Origin of the sequence: Kamptonema sp. PCC 6506 (assembly GCF_000180455.1) — a bacterium.
In the GTDB taxonomy this organism is placed as follows: domain Bacteria; phylum Cyanobacteriota; class Cyanobacteriia; order Cyanobacteriales; family Microcoleaceae; genus Kamptonema; species Kamptonema formosum.
In genome coordinates, this window is record NZ_CACA01000009.1 from 1 (window position 1) to 18,013 (window position 18,013).

General features: G+C 42.1%; 14 protein-coding genes. 9 read left to right on the forward strand and 5 right to left on the reverse strand.

Going from position 1 to position 18,013, the window contains the following annotated elements:
- Nucleotides 1-113 precede the first annotated feature (113 nt).
- Nucleotides 114-1,943: a sensor histidine kinase gene (locus tag OSCI_RS00505; RefSeq protein WP_019487160.1), complete on the reverse strand. Its 1,830-nt coding sequence runs from the start codon at nucleotides 1,941-1,943 to the stop codon at nucleotides 114-116.
- 573 nt (nucleotides 1,944-2,516) lie between these two features.
- On the opposite strand from OSCI_RS00505, the gene OSCI_RS00510 reads away from it, so the two are divergent.
- From OSCI_RS00510 to rppB, 6 genes are all read left to right on the forward strand, one after another.
- Complete coding sequence (locus OSCI_RS00510) at nucleotides 2,517-2,798, forward strand: hypothetical protein (RefSeq protein WP_007352871.1); 282 nt, start codon at nucleotides 2,517-2,519, stop codon at nucleotides 2,796-2,798.
- Between the two features lie 289 nt (nucleotides 2,799-3,087).
- Entirely contained in the window at nucleotides 3,088-4,995 is a 1,908-nt protein-coding gene (locus OSCI_RS00515; protein WP_234708677.1) for an efflux RND transporter periplasmic adaptor subunit, read from the forward strand.
- Between the two features lie 82 nt (nucleotides 4,996-5,077).
- Complete coding sequence (locus OSCI_RS00520) at nucleotides 5,078-8,203, forward strand: CusA/CzcA family heavy metal efflux RND transporter (RefSeq protein ID WP_007352873.1); 3,126 nt, start codon at nucleotides 5,078-5,080, stop codon at nucleotides 8,201-8,203.
- Between the two features lie 73 nt (nucleotides 8,204-8,276).
- A complete protein-coding gene (locus OSCI_RS00525) occupies nucleotides 8,277-8,780 on the forward strand; it encodes a hypothetical protein (RefSeq protein WP_007352874.1) in 504 nt (167 codons plus the stop codon).
- Nucleotides 8,781-9,064: 284 nt separating this feature from the next.
- On the forward strand, nucleotides 9,065-9,763 hold the full coding sequence (gene rppA, locus OSCI_RS00530; RefSeq protein ID WP_007352875.1) for a two-component system response regulator RppA: 699 nt from the start codon (nucleotides 9,065-9,067) through the stop codon (nucleotides 9,761-9,763).
- Nucleotides 9,760-11,109 (forward strand): two-component system sensor histidine kinase RppB, encoded by a 1,350-nt coding sequence (gene rppB / locus OSCI_RS00535; RefSeq protein ID WP_007352876.1) that lies wholly within the window; start codon nucleotides 9,760-9,762, stop codon nucleotides 11,107-11,109. The genes rppA and rppB overlap by 4 nt, the downstream gene beginning before the upstream one ends.
- 223 nt (nucleotides 11,110-11,332) lie before the next feature.
- Here rppB and OSCI_RS00540 read toward each other — a convergent pair whose 3' ends face one another.
- Genes OSCI_RS00540 through OSCI_RS00550 form a run of 3 tightly spaced genes read right to left on the reverse strand, consistent with a single transcriptional unit; the run spans nucleotide 11,333 to nucleotide 13,904 of the window.
- Complete coding sequence (locus OSCI_RS00540) at nucleotides 11,333-12,049, reverse strand: pentapeptide repeat-containing protein (protein ID WP_007352877.1); 717 nt, start codon at nucleotides 12,047-12,049, stop codon at nucleotides 11,333-11,335.
- 22 nt (nucleotides 12,050-12,071) lie between these two features.
- Complete coding sequence (locus OSCI_RS00545; protein WP_007352878.1) at nucleotides 12,072-12,653, reverse strand: Uma2 family endonuclease; 582 nt, start codon at nucleotides 12,651-12,653, stop codon at nucleotides 12,072-12,074.
- Nucleotides 12,654-12,704: 51 nt separating this feature from the next.
- Nucleotides 12,705-13,904 (reverse strand): phosphoglycerate kinase, encoded by a 1,200-nt coding sequence (locus OSCI_RS00550; RefSeq protein WP_007352879.1) that lies wholly within the window; start codon nucleotides 13,902-13,904, stop codon nucleotides 12,705-12,707.
- Nucleotides 13,905-14,091: 187 nt separating this feature from the next.
- Between OSCI_RS00550 and OSCI_RS00555 the strand changes: the two genes are divergently transcribed.
- Complete coding sequence (locus OSCI_RS00555; protein WP_007352880.1) at nucleotides 14,092-14,505, forward strand: universal stress protein; 414 nt, start codon at nucleotides 14,092-14,094, stop codon at nucleotides 14,503-14,505.
- A gap of 33 nt (nucleotides 14,506-14,538) precedes the next feature.
- On the opposite strand, the gene OSCI_RS31810 is transcribed toward OSCI_RS00555, so the two are convergent.
- Complete coding sequence (locus OSCI_RS31810) at nucleotides 14,539-14,667, reverse strand: hypothetical protein (protein ID WP_267879538.1); 129 nt, start codon at nucleotides 14,665-14,667, stop codon at nucleotides 14,539-14,541.
- Between the two features lie 204 nt (nucleotides 14,668-14,871).
- On the opposite strand from OSCI_RS31810, the gene ylqF reads away from it, so the two are divergent.
- Together ylqF and OSCI_RS00565 are read left to right on the forward strand one after the other, a co-directional pair.
- Nucleotides 14,872-15,726, forward strand: coding sequence for a ribosome biogenesis GTPase YlqF (ylqF, locus tag OSCI_RS00560; RefSeq protein WP_007352881.1), 855 nt, complete (start codon nucleotides 14,872-14,874; stop codon nucleotides 15,724-15,726).
- Nucleotides 15,727-16,050: 324 nt separating this feature from the next.
- Nucleotides 16,051-17,673, forward strand: a complete 1,623-nt coding sequence (locus tag OSCI_RS00565) for an adenylate/guanylate cyclase domain-containing protein (protein ID WP_007352882.1) — start codon at nucleotides 16,051-16,053, stop codon at nucleotides 17,671-17,673.
- Nucleotides 17,674-18,013: the final 340 nt, after the last annotated feature.

The following is an 18,013-nucleotide window of genomic DNA, read 5'->3' on the forward strand; positions in this document are numbered from 1 at the left end:
CTTCGTTTGTGTAGTAGCGATTTCAATCGCCAAACGATCGAGGGGATATCAAACTCGGATTTAGTATTACTGTAAGCGAGAGCGGCATTACGGATATGTGTCCTAACAGTTAACTAATTACTTTCAGCTCTTATTGGCAATACAATACCAAACTCCACGCCCCAATCTGTCTCCGAAACTACCTCTATTTTACCACAATGCTTAGCAACAATTTGATAAGCGATCGCCAAACCTAAACCCGTACCTTTACCTGGTGGCTTAGTCGTAAAAAACGGGTCAAACAATTTAGTTTTAATTTCCGCAGGAATCCCAGGGCCATTATTCCAAATTCCCACCCGAATCAGATCGCGCTCTATAATTTCCGTTTTAATAATAATAGTAGGTGAGAAGTTAGAACTAACTGGCAATAAGCCTGTTTCATCTGTTTTTTCCTGCACCTTACTTGCAACTTCTTCTAGCACATCAATTGCATTAGTGAGGATATTAATAAACACCTGATTCAGTTGCGCCGGATAGCAATCAATTTCCGGTAAATCCCCATAGTTATTAATCACTTCAATTTTTGAATTTAGCCGATAATTGAGAATTAACAGCGTACTATCAATCCCTTCGTGAATATTAACTCGTTTCATTTCCGCTTCGTCAAGGCGAGAGAAATTTCGCAAAGATACAACTATCTGCCGAATACGCTCAGCACCATTCTGCATAGAACCTAATACTTTCGGCAAATCAATCAGCAAAAATTCAAGGTCTATCGCTTCAATTTTGTCTTGAATAGTTACAGTAGGTTTGGGATAATCTTTCTCATATAGTACCACTAATTCCATCAAGTCTTTAACGTAGCGATTGGTGTAGTTAAGATTGCCATAGATGAAATTCACGGGGTTATTAATTTCGTGGGCGACTCCGGCTACCATACTCCCTAAAGATGACATCTTCTCAGTCTGAATTAGTTGCGATTGAGTTTCTGTCAATTCTTTGATCTGGTTCGCTATTCTTTCAATAAGTTGATTGAGAGAACTTGCCAATAAACCAACTTCATCTTCAGTCAGAATCGGCGCGCGTAAGTTATAATTAGATTGCTCGGATGCACGTTGCGCTACTTGAGTCACCCATTTGATAGGAAGAGCAATTGCACGGCTAGTATAATATGCCAAAATTGCAGCGAAAGCAGCAGAAAGAATCATACTCGCAACTGTAATTTGAATCCGCAGCGACTCAGCTTGATTAAAGGTGACTTTAGCTTGCGCCTCTTGGCTTTTAGCTTTAGCAATAACTTGAGTTAGTTCTTGATAGAGTTGTTCAAATCTAATAGAGCCTACGCCATTTATAGAAATACGGAGTCGTTCCTGAGTTAGCTCTACTTCTGCGGGCGACATTTGCTGCGAATTGATTGTATCCAAGAGAGAATTTACTAGCTCGACATAAGATGCTAAAGTTATTTCGTAACTTTTCAATAAAGCTTCAATTTCGACAGCATCTCGGCCGTGATTTCTAATCTCGCTCTGGACTAAAGCTTTCAACTCAGACAGCAGGTTTTTACCCCTGAACACACTTTCAGAAAAATTCTTGGTTTCCGATTCAACCCAAACTGCATTGTCCAACATAGATACTAACCTTTCCGAATGCGATCGCGCTATTAGCACTTCATTTTGCAGTTCGCTCAGGAGAGTTTGTTGCTGGTGGGTACGCTCTAGTTTTTCCTTCGCCTGTCGCTGGTAATAATCTCCGAGCGCAAGTCCTGCTCCGGTTCCGAGTACAGCAATTCCGATTGATACCGCATAACCATAGCCAATTTTTTGGTTTATGCTCAAACTACTGAGGAATTGTGGGATTCTTTTTAAGAAATACACTGAGTAATGCCTCTTAATTGATATCTGTGGCTGTTTGGATGCTGAATTGGTTTCTACCTTCTCAGTTGGGTAAGGCTTTTGAAGCTGCATAAGCAGAGATTAACTCCATTAAAATAGTTGCATTCCACAGATAGTAGCCACAGGGTGATAATGACTTCTTCTGTTAATCGGCTACTTTAAATATTGTGCTCCGATCAAATGCAGAGGCGGCTCTATCTTAAGTAAAATATTTTGGCTCTCTCTGGGTGCAGACCTTTACATCATTTATTTATTTTTTATTAAGAATAATCATTGGACAATAGTTTATAATGTAATATAACTCATTTTTTAAGTACCATGCCTTCTGGGAAGCGATGCCCCACCAACGATCGCAACGGTCAAGGCAGCCAGGGCATTATTAATTGCTGAAACCCTTGCTTTTATTGCCTTTTACCTTCAGCATAGCTGCCCTGGGACGGAGGACTTCTGCTATATCGATCCTTACAGCCACAATTGCCCCAGATAGCGAATATTTATTTATTAAATAATTTTAAAATTTGTGAAAATTTTTCATAAAGGAGAGGGCGATCGCAAATTTTCCGCTGAGAGCCTTGCCAGAAGCAACAAGCTTAAATAATAATAAGAATATGTCAACCAGGTGAATTTACAGGTCAACAAAAGTCTATGCTGAAATTCGTCATTGTCGGTCTACTGGCTTTGGAGTTAATATTATTGGCTGCCTTTGCACTACCTTCAGCCAATGCGACTGTCAGTAACCCAGAAATTTATACTTGGAACTTTGCCTATGTAGGCAGCAACCAACTTGTATGCAAGAAGGTTGCCATGCTTCCCGAAAACCGAGAGCTTCCCCCCTCATCCCCAATGCAAGCTGTAAATATCAAATCTAAAGTTGTAGACGACAGCTATTGTGCTAATATCGCTAAGCCTCTTCTACAAGGCAGTTAAGGGGATTATAGCTGTTTTCAGTGGGATGAGAAGAAGGTAATTGCTAATCACTAATTACTAAATTAAGAGCAGTACTTTCCCCACTGAAAACCACCACATTACCGCCCCATTAAAGTATTATCGGCTTAAAAAATCAGTGAAATCAGGAAAATCAGTTCAATCTGCGTTCAAGATTTCATCCTGATTTCATTTCTGTATGAAAAACTGTGTAGTGAGTAATAGACTCGCCTTATAAAAAATTAGCCAAACCGTTCGCTCTAACTGGCGATCGCTCAACACAGAAATCCTTATGCAGAATTCCTCCCCTCACCTTCCCCTCATCCCCCACTACTCAAGAGCATCTTTAATGATGCGATCTTCCCATAATTACCATCCGCAAGCACTATTCCGCTCATGTGCATGGGTAATTCTAAGCCTGGGTTTATTAACATTTCCTGCCACAGTTTTAGCTCACGCCGGACATGGAAATGAATTTCATCAAAGTGGAAGCGACGCTACGCAAGCACCTGCTTCAATTTCAGTCGATACCGAAACCTCCAAACGATTAGGAATAAAAGTAGAACCAGTCAAAGCTCAGCGATTAGCTACTGGCATTAAAACTACAGGTCAAATTGAAACTTTACCAAATCAAAAAGTCAAAGTACAAGCACCTGTAGATGGAACATTAGTAGAGCTATTAGTTAAACCGGGCGACCGAGTATCTAAAGGTCAAATTCTCGCCATTTTATCCAGTTCAGAATTAGCACAATTGCGCGTTGAATCGCTTTCAAAACGCGCAGAAGCAGAAGCAGATTTACAGCAGGCGAAAGCTGACTTAAAACTAGCCAAAGAAAACTACACTCGCCAAATAGAAATAGCCTCAGCCGAAATCGCCGAAGTAAAAATTCAATTAACCGCTGCTCAAAAACAATATAGCCAAGATCGAGAGTTAGTAGAAGCGCGATCTGTAGTTAAAGTTGCTACAGAAAATTATCAGCGCCAAATTGAGATTGCCAAGGCTGAAATAATACGAGCCGAAACAGAACTGGCAGTTGCTCGAGAACAGTACGATCGCGATCTAGAATTGGTAAATTCAGGAGCGATCGCGCGACGGCAAATGCTTGAATCGCGAGCTCGCCGAGCAGAAGCTCAAGCTGCTGTTGCTAAGGCAAAAAGTCGGCCAGAAGTCATCCAAGCCGAAAGCCAAATTAAACAAGCCGAAGTAGACCTTCCCCTGCGAGAATTGCGACAATCGCAAGGCAAAGTAGCTGAACTTAAAGCACAACTTATTAAAGTTCTTAGTCGCCGGGAAGTTTTAGAAGCTGAGAATCAACTCAAACGCGCTGAATCTGCTGTAGAAATTGCTCAATCGCGGATTCAACTCAGTAATTCCGCTTATGAAGCACGACTCTACCAGTTAGGAACTCTTGCTAACGATCGAGGACTGGTTACAGTAATCGCTCCGATTGACGGCATTGTTTCAGACCGAGAAATCACTCTCGGAGAATCCGTGAAAGCTGCGGAAAAGCCATTAATGATTCTATTAAATAATAGCGCTGTTTTTGCCACAGCCAACATTTATGAAAAAGATTTAGATCTAGTTAAAGAGGGTCAAGAAGTAAGGGTGAAAGTTGCCAGTTTACCGAACCGCACTTTCATCGGAAAAATTGCAATAATTGGGTCAGCAGTACAAGAAGAAACGCGCGCGGTATCAGTACAAGCGGAATTGAATAACGCTGACGGCGTTTTGAAGCCGGGGCTATTTGCTGAATTAGAGATATTAACTGACCAGACAGCAACAAATATTTTGGCGATTCCCAGCAGTGCTGTAGTTGATATTAATGGTAGAAAGAGCGTTTATATTCAAAATGGTGATGTCTTTCAAGCTATTGAAGTCAAACTCGGTCAAATTTCTGGTGATTTGGTTGAAGTTAAGAGCGGTTTATTCGAGGGAGATTTAGTAGTAACGCAGCGGGCTCCTCAACTTTACGCTCAATCTTTACGCGGTGGTAATAAACCTTTAGAATCTGAAGAAAAAAAGGAATTAACTCCCAAGGTGACAGGAGCAAATTTTAATCCTTTTCCGGTGCCTTTATGGTTAGTGGGAGCAGTAGGCGGAACAATATTATCTACTCTAGCTTTCTCAGTTGGGGTTGTAGCTGGTCGGCGGAAGAGCGATCGTAAAGTGGCGGGGAATAATTCAGAATACGATTGGTAATGGCTAAAAACTTCGCTCCTCAGTCAAGTTTTTAGATAATTTGCTCCTTAAGATAAAAGAATAATTACCACTATTTCAACTCATGCTAAATTCAATCCTCAAATGGTCGATAGCTCAACGTTGGCTAGTTGTAATCGGTGCAATTATAGTCACTTTTTTGGGCAGCTATAATTTAACTAGAATGCCCCTTGATGTTTTTCCTAATTTTGCCCCGCCTCAAGTAGAAATTCAAACAGAAGCCCCTGGACTGGCCCCTGAAGAAGTCGAGTCTTTAATTACTTTACCAATTGAGAGTGCAGTTAATGGAACTCCGGGGGTAGAAACTGTGCGATCCTCTTCGGCGGTAGGTATTTCAGTTGTAAGAGTAATTTTTAAAGCTGATACAGATATTTATCAAGCGAGACAATTAGTTGCTGAGCGTTTACAGCAAACTCGAGCGAAGTTACCTCAAGGTGTTGAAGAACCACAAATTTCTCCTGTATCTTCTCCGATTGGCACAATTTTAATGTATGCCTTCACCATAAAAGCAGAAGAAAATGAGCCAAAGACTAATTTAATGGAAGTGCGAAGGTTAGTCGATCGAGATGTTACCAATCGCTTACTTGCTGTGCAGGGAATATCACAAGTGATTGCCTATGGAGGTGATGTCAGAGAGTATCAAGTTTTGGTCGATCCCGTCAAGCTAACTGCATTTAATATCTCTTTAGAAGAGGTAACAAAAGTGGCACAACAATCAAATACTAATGCGTCTGGGGGATTTTTAATTACACCTGACAGAGAAGAAATTATTCGTGGCGTAGGTCGGATTGAAACGATTGAAGAATTAGCCGAATCAGTGGTAACAGCTAGAAAGGGAAAACCCATAAAATTAGGTGATGTGGCAGAGGTAAAACTGGGAGCAGCAATAGCTAGAGGTGATGCTAGTGTCAATGGTGAAAGGGGAGTAATTTTACTTGTAAACAAGCAGCCTCAAATTGATACTCCCACTGTCACCAGAGCAGTTGAAAAAGCAATGGAGGAAGTCCAAGCCGGATTACCCAAGGATGTGAAAGTACAAGTAACTTTTCGCCAAGAAAGTTTCATTGATTCTGCTCTTGAAAATGTACGAGACTCACTCCGAGATGGCATCATCATTGTTTCAGTAATCATGCTGATGTTTTTGATGAATTGGCGCACAACTGTAATCACTCTCAGTGCAATTCCCCTGTCCATTTTGATAGGAATGTTAATTTTATCATGGTTTGGAGAAGGCATAAATACTATGACTCTGGGCGGATTAGCAGTAGCCATTGGTTCAGTGGTGGATGACTCAATTGTGGATATGGAAAACTGCTATCGGGGATTGCAAAAAAATCAACTAGAGGGCAAGCCTAAAGACGATTTTGAGATTGTTTACAGCACTTCAGTAGAGGTTCGCACAAGTGTAATTTTTTCTACGGTAATCATTGTTATTGTATTTGCGCCGATTTTCTCTTTAACAGGAGTAGAAGGACGAATCTTTACCCCAATGGGAGTGGCTTATTTAGTTTCTATTATGGCCTCTACTTTTGTTGCAATGACTCTTTCCCCTGCTCTTTGCGCTATCTTATTAGCAAATCGTCAATTGCCATCGGATGATACTTGGGTTTCGGCATTAAGCCAACGGCTTTATCGTCCTGCTTTGAATATCGCAATTAATAGTCCTAAATTAATCTTATTGCCAGCCATCGCTGCTTTTATTGCTTCATTAATTGTACTTCCCTCACTAGGAAGAGTATTTTTACCAGAATTTCAAGAGCGATCTTTAGTTAATACAATATTACTTTATCCTGGGAGTTCCCTAGCCGCTACTAACGACATGGGGCTGGCGATGCAGACTGCTCTTAAAGACGATCCTCGATTTACAGCAGTACAATTGCGATCGGGACGTGCGCCTGGTGATGCTGATGCTGGAGGGGTAAATTTAGGACATTTAGATGTAGAACTTAGCGATCGGGGAATTAAGAACCGCGAAGAGAGTATTGCCAAAATCCGAGAGGAATTTAATAAGTTACCGGGTGTTGCTACTAGCGTAGGAGGCTTTATTTCCCATCGTATGGATGAAGTACTTTCAGGAGTGAGAAGTGCTATTGCCGTGAAAGTTTTTGGGCCTGATTTGACAGAATTAAGAGCTATTGGGAAGGAAGTAGAAACAGCTATGAGTCAGGTCAAAGGTATTGTTGATTTACAGTTAGAACAACAAATTCCCATTCGTCAGTTACAGATTAAATTTGATCGAGCTTCGGCTGCACGTTACGGGCTTACTATTGGCAGTCTTACAGAAACTATAGAAACTGCCCTGAATGGGAAAGTAGTATCTCAGGTTCTTAAAGAACAGCAGTTATTTGATCTATTGGTGTGGTTGAAACCAGAAAGTCGTAGTAATTTCGATACTATTAGTAACTTATTAGTTGATACTCCTTCTGGACAGAAGATCCCACTAGCGCAGGTCGCAAAAATTGAATATGGTACTGGCCCTAATACTATCAATCGCGAAAATGTTTCCCGTTTATTGGTTGTGGCTGCAAATGTATCAGGACGAGATTTACGCTCAGTTGTTAATGAAATCAAAATAAAAGTACAAGAGCAAGTAATATTACCTTCAGGTTATTTTATTCAGTATGGTGGACAATTTGAATCTGAAGAACGCGCTACCCAAAACTTGCTCATATTTGGTAGTTTAGGAACAGTAATTATTGCAGTGCTGATGTATTTTGCCGTTAATTCTTTGGGGGGCGCGATTATGATTATGATCAACTTACCTCTAGCATTAGTAGGAGGGATTTTCTCTATTGCGATCGGTGGTGGTATCATTTCTGTAGCTTCACTTGTGGGTTTTATCACCTTATTTGGAGTCGCGGTTCGTAATGGTTTGCTTTTGGTTGATAATTTTAATCAAAAAGTAAGCAAGGGAATGCCTTTCAAGCAAGTCATTAAAGAAGGCGCAATGGAAAGATTAGTGGCGATTTTGATGACAGCTTTTACCTCGGCTCTCGGTATGGTTCCCCTCGTAATTGGTACAGGAGCAGGCAAAGAGATTTTGCAACCTCTGGCAGTTGTGGTGTTGGGTGGTTTGTTTACTTCCACAGCCTTAACTTTACTGGTGCTGCCAGCTTTGTATTCCCTATTTGGGAAATTTTTGCTAACCAAAAAGACTCTATCAATTAGGGAAATTACACACTATAGTTAGTAACTTTGCCGACAGGTACTGTTACAATAGGAACACATTAGCTTCCGTCATCATCTAAAAAGGAGTAAAACAAATGAAATCATGTAAATCAGGTTTAATTATTCTTGCCAGTGTCGGATTAGTTTTGTTAGGAGCTTGCAATAAAGGCGAGCAAGCAAGCGATCAAAATAGCAGCCCAGCACCCTCTCCTGTTGCCTCTCCATCTGCATCTCCAGCTCCCAGTGCTGCCCCTGCGGCTACTGTTAAAACCGATCACCCTAAAGAATCTAAAGGGGGTCAAGTTGTCGAATCTGGAGCTTACCACTTAGAGTTTCTAACTGAGAAAGAAGATACAGGAACTCAGTTAGAGCTTTATGTACAAAAAGGCGACAATCACCAACCAGTCCCTAACGCAAAAGTGATAGCTCAAGTCCAATTACCGAACGGAAAACAGCAAACCTTAGCCTTAAAGTATGATGCTGACGATAAATATTATACTGTTTTATTTCCCATCAAAGAAGCAGGACAGTATCCAGTAAAAGTAACTGCGGATATTAACGGAGAAAAAGTTAACGGTCGTTTTAACTTCGATCAATAGTCAGCTTATTTCCAAGATAGACGCTCTAGATTATTGGTGTCTATCTTGAAAATTTCATCTAGATTTCATTGGGGAATGCAACATTAAGTTAAGTGGCTGACATGATGTGTTAGTGTTATGATGAAATGAATGGGTCGCGATGTGTGAGAAAAACGATGATACAGTCAGTTATTTTAGAAAAATTAGAAGAACTCCCTATCCTATTAAGTGATTTAAGATAAAACAGGTTTTCCTCTACCAACTTAGCGGGCTTTAAACAAAAACTAAAATCACTAATTAATTCTATGAGAGTCCTTCTAGTTGAAGATGAGCCAGATTTAGGAAAAGCGATCAAACGCACCTTAAATCAGGAAAAATATATCGTTGACTGGGCACAAAATGGTAATGAAGCTTGGGAATATCTAGAAAGTCAGTGGACGCAATACACCCTCGCTATTTTCGACTGGCTGCTACCTGGATTATCAGGATTAGAATTGTGCCAACGGCTGCGTGCTAAAAATAATCATTTGCCTGTCTTAATGTTAACAGCTAGAGACCGGATGGAAGATAAAGTTGCTGGCTTAGATGCAGGAGCAGATGACTATTTAGTAAAGCCTTTTGGCATGGCAGAACTCTTAGCAAGATTGCGGGCATTGCAACGACGATCTCCTCAATTACAACCCGAACAACTGACAGTTGTAAACCTGACTCTTGACTACGGAACTAGAACTGTTTATCATTTCAATCTGAAAGGAGAAAAGCAGATAATTTCATTAACTAATAAGGAATTTCAACTACTAGAATATTTGATGAGACATCCCAATCAAATTGTTACTAGCGATCGGATTAGAAATCAGATATGGGAGGCAGATGCAGACGCATTTAGCAATGTAGTAGCAGCTCAAATGCGTTTGCTGCGACGCAAACTAGAATCAGTTGGTTGTGCGGCAAATCTAATCGGAACCGTACACGGTGTAGGATACCGCCTGAATCTAGGGCTATGAATCAAAATAAACTATTTAATCAGACTCGGTGGCGATTAGCTCTCTCAATTGCTGGAGTTATGGGCTTGATTTTGAGCTTGTTAGGATTTGGTGTTTATAAAGCAATTGCCCATGCTCATTGGGTAGCTTTAGACCGCGAACTAGAATCGGTAGCGGGGACGCTACACGACAGCCTAGAACTAAAATTGAAACAACCTGGACGCTTAGAGTCGATTGTATCTGAACTTTTACCTAATCTTCGCCTAATTGGGGTTAATAGTATTCACAAGGAGAGTGTATCTAACCGCCACATTTTAAGTGCGATTCATCAAGGTTATTATTATATACGTTTATTTGATACTTCCGGTAATTTAATTGCGATTGCAGGGACGGATTTCGACCAATTACCCCAAACATTTAACTCTCAAACTTGGCAAACTATAACTGATAGTAAAGGCAACATCTATCATCAAATTTCAGTATCACTGCATACTCAAAACCAGCAAGATTGGGGATATTTTCAAGTAGGAAGGAGCCTTCAAGACTTCAACGATTATCTCAGTACAGTTAAATGGGTTCTACAATTAGGGTTGCCCACAGCCTTAATTTTGGTCGGAGTTGCTAGTTGGTGGTTAGCCGGATTAGCAATGAAACCTATTTACCAATCCTACCAACAAATTCAACAGTTTACAGCCGATGCTGCCCACGAATTGAGAACGCCTTTAGCGGCTACTTTAGCTACAGTAGAATCCGCACTTTTGTTGCCTAACTTAGATGAAAAAGAGGCGCGAGAGATGTTGCGAACAGTAGAGCGTCAAAACCAGCGATTGACTCAGTTAGTTGTTGATTTATTGTTGCTAGCTCGTATGGACAGACAATCTGTATCAGTGCGCCACCAGTTATGTTGTATTAACGATCTTGTTAGCGACTTAGTAGACGAATTAGCCGTGTTAGCAATTGCTGCTAAAGTAATACTAACATCGGAAGTTAGAGTGCATCAGCCGTTGAATGTTGTAGGTGATTCTGACCAACTTTATCGTTTAGTTTCTAATTTAATTATTAATGCTATTCAATATACGCCGCCGAAGGGCAAAGTAACTGTTATTGTAGAGAAAAGTGACCATTTAGTTATAATTCATGTTCAAGATACAGGTATTGGGATTCCAGTAGCCGATCGCAAGCGAATTTTTGACCGTTTCTATCGAGTCAATATTTCGCGCGATCGCGACACTGGCGGATCGGGATTGGGGTTAGCGATCGCGCAAGCCATAGCCTTAGCACATCGCGGTAGTCTAAGCGTGGAGAGTCAATTGGGTACAGGTAGCACTTTCACCCTGCGATTACCCTTACGAGTTGGACATAATTAAACGTAGGGTGGGCGATCGCCGACAACGATCTTCTGCTATAATTTACAGGCTTGTTGCGGCGATCGCCCACCTTACAATTAGCAATTAGCAATTAGCTATTAGCTATTAGCTATTAGCAATTAGCTATTAGCTATTAGCCATTACCAATTACCCTGTTTTCATACAACTAAAAACCCCTATATTCAGGTATCGCCCTAACCTCCATCTACCAATATCTAACTCATCACTGATTCGGCAACTCATTAACGCAATATACAAGTTCAGTCAACACGCAGGGAAAAGAACCAAACCTCGTATCGCGCAAATTTGTACTCTTTAAATCAGTATTCTCACGCAAAGAAAGATCTATATTTGTACCGCTCAATTGTCCTTGAGGAAGCCTTGCTTGTGACAAATCTGCATCTTTCAAATTTGTATCTCGCAGATCGGTATAAGTCAAGTCAGCCCCACTTAGATTAGCCCTTTCCAAATTCACTCTAAACAGAAACGATCTTCTCAAATCCGTATTTGATAAATTAGCGCCATTAAGATGAGATTCTCCCAAATTTGCTGTATAGAGTTTAGCATTTTGGAGATTAGCTCTCATTAAATTTGCTTTTCCCAAAAAAGCGTAGGATAAATCAGCTCCCCGCAAGTCAGCACTCCACAAGTTAGCCCTAGATAAATCTGCATTAAATAGGTTACTATTTGATAAGTTAGCATTCGTCAAGTTAGCGCCCATTAACTTAGCTTCATACAAGTTTGCGCCGCTTAAATCTGCTCCTTCCAAATCAGCTTCAAATAGGTTAGCCTTAAACAAGTTAGCATTTCTCAAGTCGCAGCCATAACAGCTCCTAGTTTCCAGCAATTGCCTAACGTGCTGTGGATTCTCCGCCTTGACAGCACTTGCTATAGAAAGTGGTGCAAAAATCCCTGCCATCGCCAATGCTGTAAGTTTCATAAGCGCCATAACCTCTATTAGACTACCAAATCTCACTCAAGTCTAACACAAATCCCGGCAATATCGGCTCACCGCTAACCGTCGCCGGATTATCTAAACATTCCTCTGGAACTTCTGGACGGTAAATATGAACTTTTCGCGGTTTTCTATCAATCAACAGACCCAGTTTTACGCCTTCCTGAATATACTCCTGCATCTTTTCCTTAAGCAATTTCAAACTATCGCTAGGCGACCTTAATTCTATCACAAAATCAGGACAAATCGGGGCAAATTTCTCTTTTTCTTCAGGCGATAAAGAGTTCCATCTTTCTAACTTAATCCAAGAAACATCAGGTGACAGTGTTTGTCCAGAAGAAAACGTAAACCCCGTACTAGAATCAAACGCGATCCCAGTCTTATCTTTCTTTGCCCACACCCACAACTGACCAAATATGTCGCCATTGCGGTTTCCTGTTTCTGAACCAGTCGGTGACATAATAATAACTTCTCCTGTTTTAGTCCTTTCAATGCGTAAATCCCGATTAATTTGACAGAAGTCAAAAAACTGGTCATCAGTCATCTGAAAAGTTGAAGGCATTTTCAACACTAAACTCGATAAAGTCATAGTTTTTTTCCTCCAAATAGTAGGGCGGACAAAGCCCGCCCCAACTCCAAATTAAGCTTCGTCTAAAGCTGCAATTCCGGGCAATTCCTTACCTTCTAACAACTCCAAACTTGCACCGCCACCAGTTGAAATGTGGCTCATTTCTGCGCCTAAATCCAACATTTCCACAGCCGCAACCGAGTCGCCGCCGCCGATAATAGTGCTAGTACCAGTCTTAGTCAAACCAGCAAGAGTTCGCGCGATCCCTTCCGTTCCCGCAGCAAATTTCTCCATCTCAAACACGCCCATTGGCCCATTCCAGATTACCGTCTTGCAATCCGCCAAAGCATCTTGGAAAGTCTTAACTGAATCAGGCCCAATATCTAAACCCATCCAACCATCAGGGATCGCCTCGACGCTGACAATTTGAGTGTTAGCATCAGCCGCAAACTTATCAGCAACTACGACATCCGTAGGTAACAGAAAAGTAACGCCGCGCTCCTTTGCCTTGGCTTCCAAAGACTTCGCCAATTCTAGCTTGTCATCTTCTACCAAAGACTTACCAACATTCAAACCACGAGCCTTATAAAAAGTGAAAACCATGCCGCCGCCTAAGATCAATTTGTCACATTTTTCTAGCAGCTTTTCAATCACGCCAATCTTACTCGAAACCTTAGAACCGCCGATAATAGCAGCCAAAGGACGTTGAGGATTTTCGATCGCGCCTTGCAGGTATTCCAACTCTTTCTCAATCAACTTCCCGGCCACCGAAGGACTGAGATATTTCGTCACTCCCTCCGTAGAAGCATGAGCCCGGTGAGCCGTGCCAAAAGCATCATTCACGTACAAATCCGCAACTGAAGCTAAATTTTTCGCAAATTCCGGGTCATTCGCCTCTTCTTCTGGGTAGAAGCGGACATTTTCTAGCAAAATTACATCGCCATCTTGCATCGCTGCCACAACCCCAGCGACTTCCTCACCGATGCAGTCGCTAGGCTTTTTAACCTCTTTTCCCAGCAATTCCGAGAGACGCGCCGCCACAGGTGTCAAACGTAGCTTATCACTCACGCCCTTGGGACGACCGAAGTGGCTACAGAGGATCACCTTAGCGCCTTTAGAAGTTAAATCCTCAATCGTGGGCAGAGCAGCCCGGATACGAGTATCATCTGTGATGTTGCCGTTGTCGAGCGGCACATTAAAGTCAGCCCGCACGAGTACCCGTTTGCCGGATAAATCTGATGCCGATAAATTTGCTAGAGTCTTTTTTGTCACAGGATCACCCTCCTTTAAGTGTGTTTTTGTCTAATTTCCTTTGAATTTAGGCCGGCGCGGGTCACTCGCACGCTTGGCCTCCGACGCGAGAAATCGCGTCTAGTCAAAAAACAGGCGGATGGAGCAAGCTCCACTGACTGGTTCACCGTAAACATTTTATCGAAGTCCGCGTCTTGGAGATGCGATCATGTTTAAGACTGTTTTATTTCCTGTCGATCAAAGCCGAGAAGCCCGCGAAGCTGCTGAAATGGTTATTCAAATCGTGAAGAACTACAGCTCTCGCTTGATTATCCTGTCGGTGCTGGAAGCGCCCGCACCGGAGGGCGATTCTCCAGTCCATGAGAAGATGACTTCTGCTGATGCAGTGGCCAAACTGCTCAAGAGCGCCCAATCTATGTTTGCACAGCAGGGGATCGAAGCCGAAACTATCGAGCGCGAAGGCAAACCTGCTTTCACGATCTGTGATGTGGCGGATGAGGTTGGGGCGGATTTAATTGTGATGGGCTGTCGGGGAGTTGGTTTAACTGAAGAGGGAGCAGGGGATAGCGTCACCAATCGAGTGATTAATCTCTCTCCCTGTCCGATTTTGATTGTTCCCTAGCATTGTTAACGGTTAACGGTTAACAGTTAACCGTTAACTGTTAACTGTTAATTGCCTGGAGATATACATTTCGCTGTCATTGTGAGGGTCGCCAAGCAATATCAAGGCTTGGCGATCGCTTCGCGCTCCTGTCGATCGCGTCAATTTCGTAGTAGTGGCCAAGGCGCGCTCTCTTGTCAGATTTAGCGGGTCTAGCCACTACTATCGCAGTCGCCCAGGCGACACCAGATACGATGCCTGCGGCTGGCTACGCCTACGATTGCTTCCACCCGCTTATTCTATTCCCTTCTTCCCTTCTTCCCTAGCCCCTAGTCCCTAGCCCCTAGTCCCTAACTACACAAGCCAACTAACAACTAACAATTTTTTATGAAAATTCAATGGTATCCGGGTCACATTGCTAAGGCTGAACGAAAACTGAAAGAACAGCTCAAGCGTGTGGATGTGGTGCTCGAAGTCCGAGATGCCCGAATTCCGTTGGCGACTCATCATCCTCAAGTGCCGATGTGGGTAGGCGAGAAGGCGCGAGTTTTGGTAATTAACCGCATGGATATGATTTCGCCGCGAGTGCGAAAAGTTTGGGAAGAGTGGTTTGAGGCCCAGGGTGAGGTTCCTTATTTTACTAATGCTCAGCATGGCCAGAGTGTCGAGGCGGTGGCGATCGCGGCGCGGGATGCTGGGGTAAAGTTGAATCAACGGCGGCGCGATCGCGGGATGCTTCCTCGTCCAGTTCGTGCTGTGGCGATTGGCTTTCCCAATGTGGGCAAATCGGCTTTAATTAATCGATTATTAGGGCGGCGGGTGGTCGATAGTGCCAGAAGAGCAGGGGTGACGCGAAGTCTTCAGTGGATTCGCATTTCTGAGGAAATTGAACTACTAGACGCTCCAGGGGTAATTCCGACTAGAATTGAGAATCAAGAGGACGCTGAGAAATTAGCTATTTGTGAAGATATTGGCGAGGCTGCTTATGACAATCAGGGTATAGCGGCAGCGATGGTGGATCTATTAACATATCTTGAGACTACCAGTGATGGTTTGATCTCCGCATCTGGTTTAAAGTCTCGCTATGAATTAGACGCAACATCTATTAATGGTGAAAGCTATTTGCATGAGGTAGCAAAACTGCGTTATCAAGGAGATGTGGAGCGTACAGCGCGAAAAATGTTAAATGATTTTAGGACTGGTTTGTTAGGCCAACTTGCTCTGGAATTGCCCCCAAATTGAAGTGAATATAAACATGATAAGATGATCCAAGAAAGGAATTAGATCGCCTGCTTTTTAGGAGTTGTATTTGACGTTTAATTATCTCCTCCTACTTAGTGCTGCTAATGCACCGCCAATATCTTCCTGTTGAAGCCCTATATGCAATGGTTTTAAATTAAGCAAAGTTAAGCATACAAGAGTGAAATGACATCTAGATGCTTGCCTTGATAGAATTGTAAAATCTGTTTATTTTAACGCAATTGTACTCTGAATAACATAGATTTATAAATTACCTTTTTAGCATTTGAGACCTACAATTAACACTAAGCAGCGGAATTTGATATTATGGATGACCTCAAATTAAAACTGCAAATAGATGGGCTAATAGAAAAAACAGTAGCAGTAAACCGCGATGATTATATTGTTGGTCGCTTACCAGAATGCGATTTACAAGTACCTTTTGCCGATATTTCTCGCCGCCATACCCGTTTCTACAAAACAGCTTCCGGGGAATGGTTAGTAGAAGATATGGGTAGCAAAAATGGTACTCGCTTAAATGATGTCCAGATTACCTATCCTCAAAAACTAAATCAGGGTGACAATGTAAATTTAGGACATAATATTAGTATAATTATTGTTTTAGACAGCCGCCCCCAACCACAGCCTCCAGAAATAGGAAGTCTGGGGGAAGGAATGACGATTCTAGTTAAGGCTAAAGAACTGCAAGAACAGTGGATAGAACCGGATACAAAAATTGAAAATATCAGTAATTATCGACAAGCTATTGACAGACTCAAATATTTGGTAGATATTGCCAAGTTTCTGAATAGTGCTGAATCTATAGAAGCAATTTTTTCCCAGGTACAGGAAGTTGTATTCCGTGACAATAAAAATATTGAACGATTGGCACTATTAATTGATGTTACTGGTACGGGCAAATTGGAAGTAGTTAATGCTGCGGCTAAAACACTTGCTGAACAGGAAGAGATGCCTACTGATGGTAGTTGGATCAGTCGTACAATTTGTCAAAAAGTATTTGCAGAACAAGTTGCTATTAAAACGGCTGATGCTCAAATGGACGAACGGTTTGAAGAAGAAATGAGTATTATTGTCAAAGGAATTCGCAGCGCGATCGCAGTACCTTTATGGAACGAACATAAAGTTTTTGGCGTACTTTATGGACACGCTCAATTGTCTTCAGAGGAGTGGCAAAGAGGAGGTGATGAAGACCTGAGCTTTTTTTCGGCTTTAGGCAATTTGGTCGCTTCTAGCGTGCAGCGATGGCTGTTAGCACAGAAACTTAGAAGTGAAGAGACAATGCGGCAAAGATTAGAGCGATATCATTCTCCAGCAGTGGTACAACAGTTAATAGCAGCTTCGGCACTTATAGACGATCGTTTACCACCAGTAGAGCGCGAAATTAGCATTTTATTTGCTGATATTGTTGGCTTTACTGCTATGTCTGAACGCTTAAGTCCAGCAGAAGTTGCAAAATTACTCAATAATTTTTTCGAGGAAATGCTGCGGGAAGTTTTTGCTGCTGGCGGAACGTTGGATAAATTCATTGGAGATTGTATTATGGCATTTTTTGGCGCTCCTGAACCTCAGTCAGATCATGCTGAGCGTGCTGTAGAAGCTGCGGTAGGAATGTTAGAGCGGTTAGATGAACTTAATGCCAGCGGTACTTTAGGAGAACCTCTGCAACTGCGTATTTCTATTAATAGCGGTAAGGCTGTTGTTGGCGATGTGGGTAGTCTCAAAAGGGTGGATTATACGGTTTTGGGTTCGACGATTAATCTCGCCTCTCGCATGGAAAAAGTTTGTCCTCCTGGGGAATGTGTGGTGAGTGAGAATACTTATGCTATGTTGCGATCGCGCGAAGGTTTTGAATCGATCGGAGACTTTCGTTTTAAAGGTATTGACAGGCCAGTAGTAGTATACCAAACTAAGAGGCATGATGCCTCTTAAGAGTCTGCTTTTTTCAGCTAAAATCTGGACTGATCTTTGTTATTTACTTTCCCATTTGATGAGAGTTTATCACCCAAATCTGGGTTAGTCATACCCTTTATTAGTAATTCTGCCGTCATTGCGAGCGGAGCGAAGCAATCGCCTAGTCTCTGCGATTGCTTCGCTCCGCTCGCAATGACAATAAAGGGGTGAAAAACCCGGATTTGGTAAGTAAATCCACCTAATTAAACATAAGATCGGGATGGCTAAAAAGCTTACGGTATAAACATTCTTCATTCTTCATTCTTCATTCTTCCTTCTTCCTTCTACTTATAACCCCGGCATCTGAGCGATAAAAATA

Excerpts from the sequence above, each read along its gene's own strand:
- OSCI_RS00505 (WP_019487160.1), bottom strand. The coding sequence starts at position 1,943 with ATGCAGCTTCAAAAGCCTTACCCAACTGAGAAGGTAGAAACCAATTCA.
- OSCI_RS00510 (WP_007352871.1), top strand. The coding sequence starts at position 2,517 with ATGCTGAAATTCGTCATTGTCGGTCTACTGGCTTTGGAGTTAATATTA.
- OSCI_RS00515 (WP_234708677.1), top strand. The coding sequence starts at position 3,088 with ATGCAGAATTCCTCCCCTCACCTTCCCCTCATCCCCCACTACTCAAGA.
- OSCI_RS00520 (WP_007352873.1), top strand. The coding sequence starts at position 5,078 with ATGCTAAATTCAATCCTCAAATGGTCGATAGCTCAACGTTGGCTAGTT.
- OSCI_RS00525 (WP_007352874.1), top strand. The coding sequence starts at position 8,277 with ATGAAATCATGTAAATCAGGTTTAATTATTCTTGCCAGTGTCGGATTA.
- rppA (WP_007352875.1), top strand. The coding sequence starts at position 9,065 with ATGAGAGTCCTTCTAGTTGAAGATGAGCCAGATTTAGGAAAAGCGATC.
- rppB (WP_007352876.1), top strand. The coding sequence starts at position 9,760 with ATGAATCAAAATAAACTATTTAATCAGACTCGGTGGCGATTAGCTCTC.
- OSCI_RS00540 (WP_007352877.1), bottom strand. The coding sequence starts at position 12,049 with ATGAAACTTACAGCATTGGCGATGGCAGGGATTTTTGCACCACTTTCT.
- OSCI_RS00545 (WP_007352878.1), bottom strand. The coding sequence starts at position 12,653 with ATGACTTTATCGAGTTTAGTGTTGAAAATGCCTTCAACTTTTCAGATG.
- OSCI_RS00555 (WP_007352880.1), top strand. The coding sequence starts at position 14,092 with ATGTTTAAGACTGTTTTATTTCCTGTCGATCAAAGCCGAGAAGCCCGC.
- ylqF (WP_007352881.1), top strand. The coding sequence starts at position 14,872 with ATGAAAATTCAATGGTATCCGGGTCACATTGCTAAGGCTGAACGAAAA.
- OSCI_RS00565 (WP_007352882.1), top strand. The coding sequence starts at position 16,051 with ATGGATGACCTCAAATTAAAACTGCAAATAGATGGGCTAATAGAAAAA.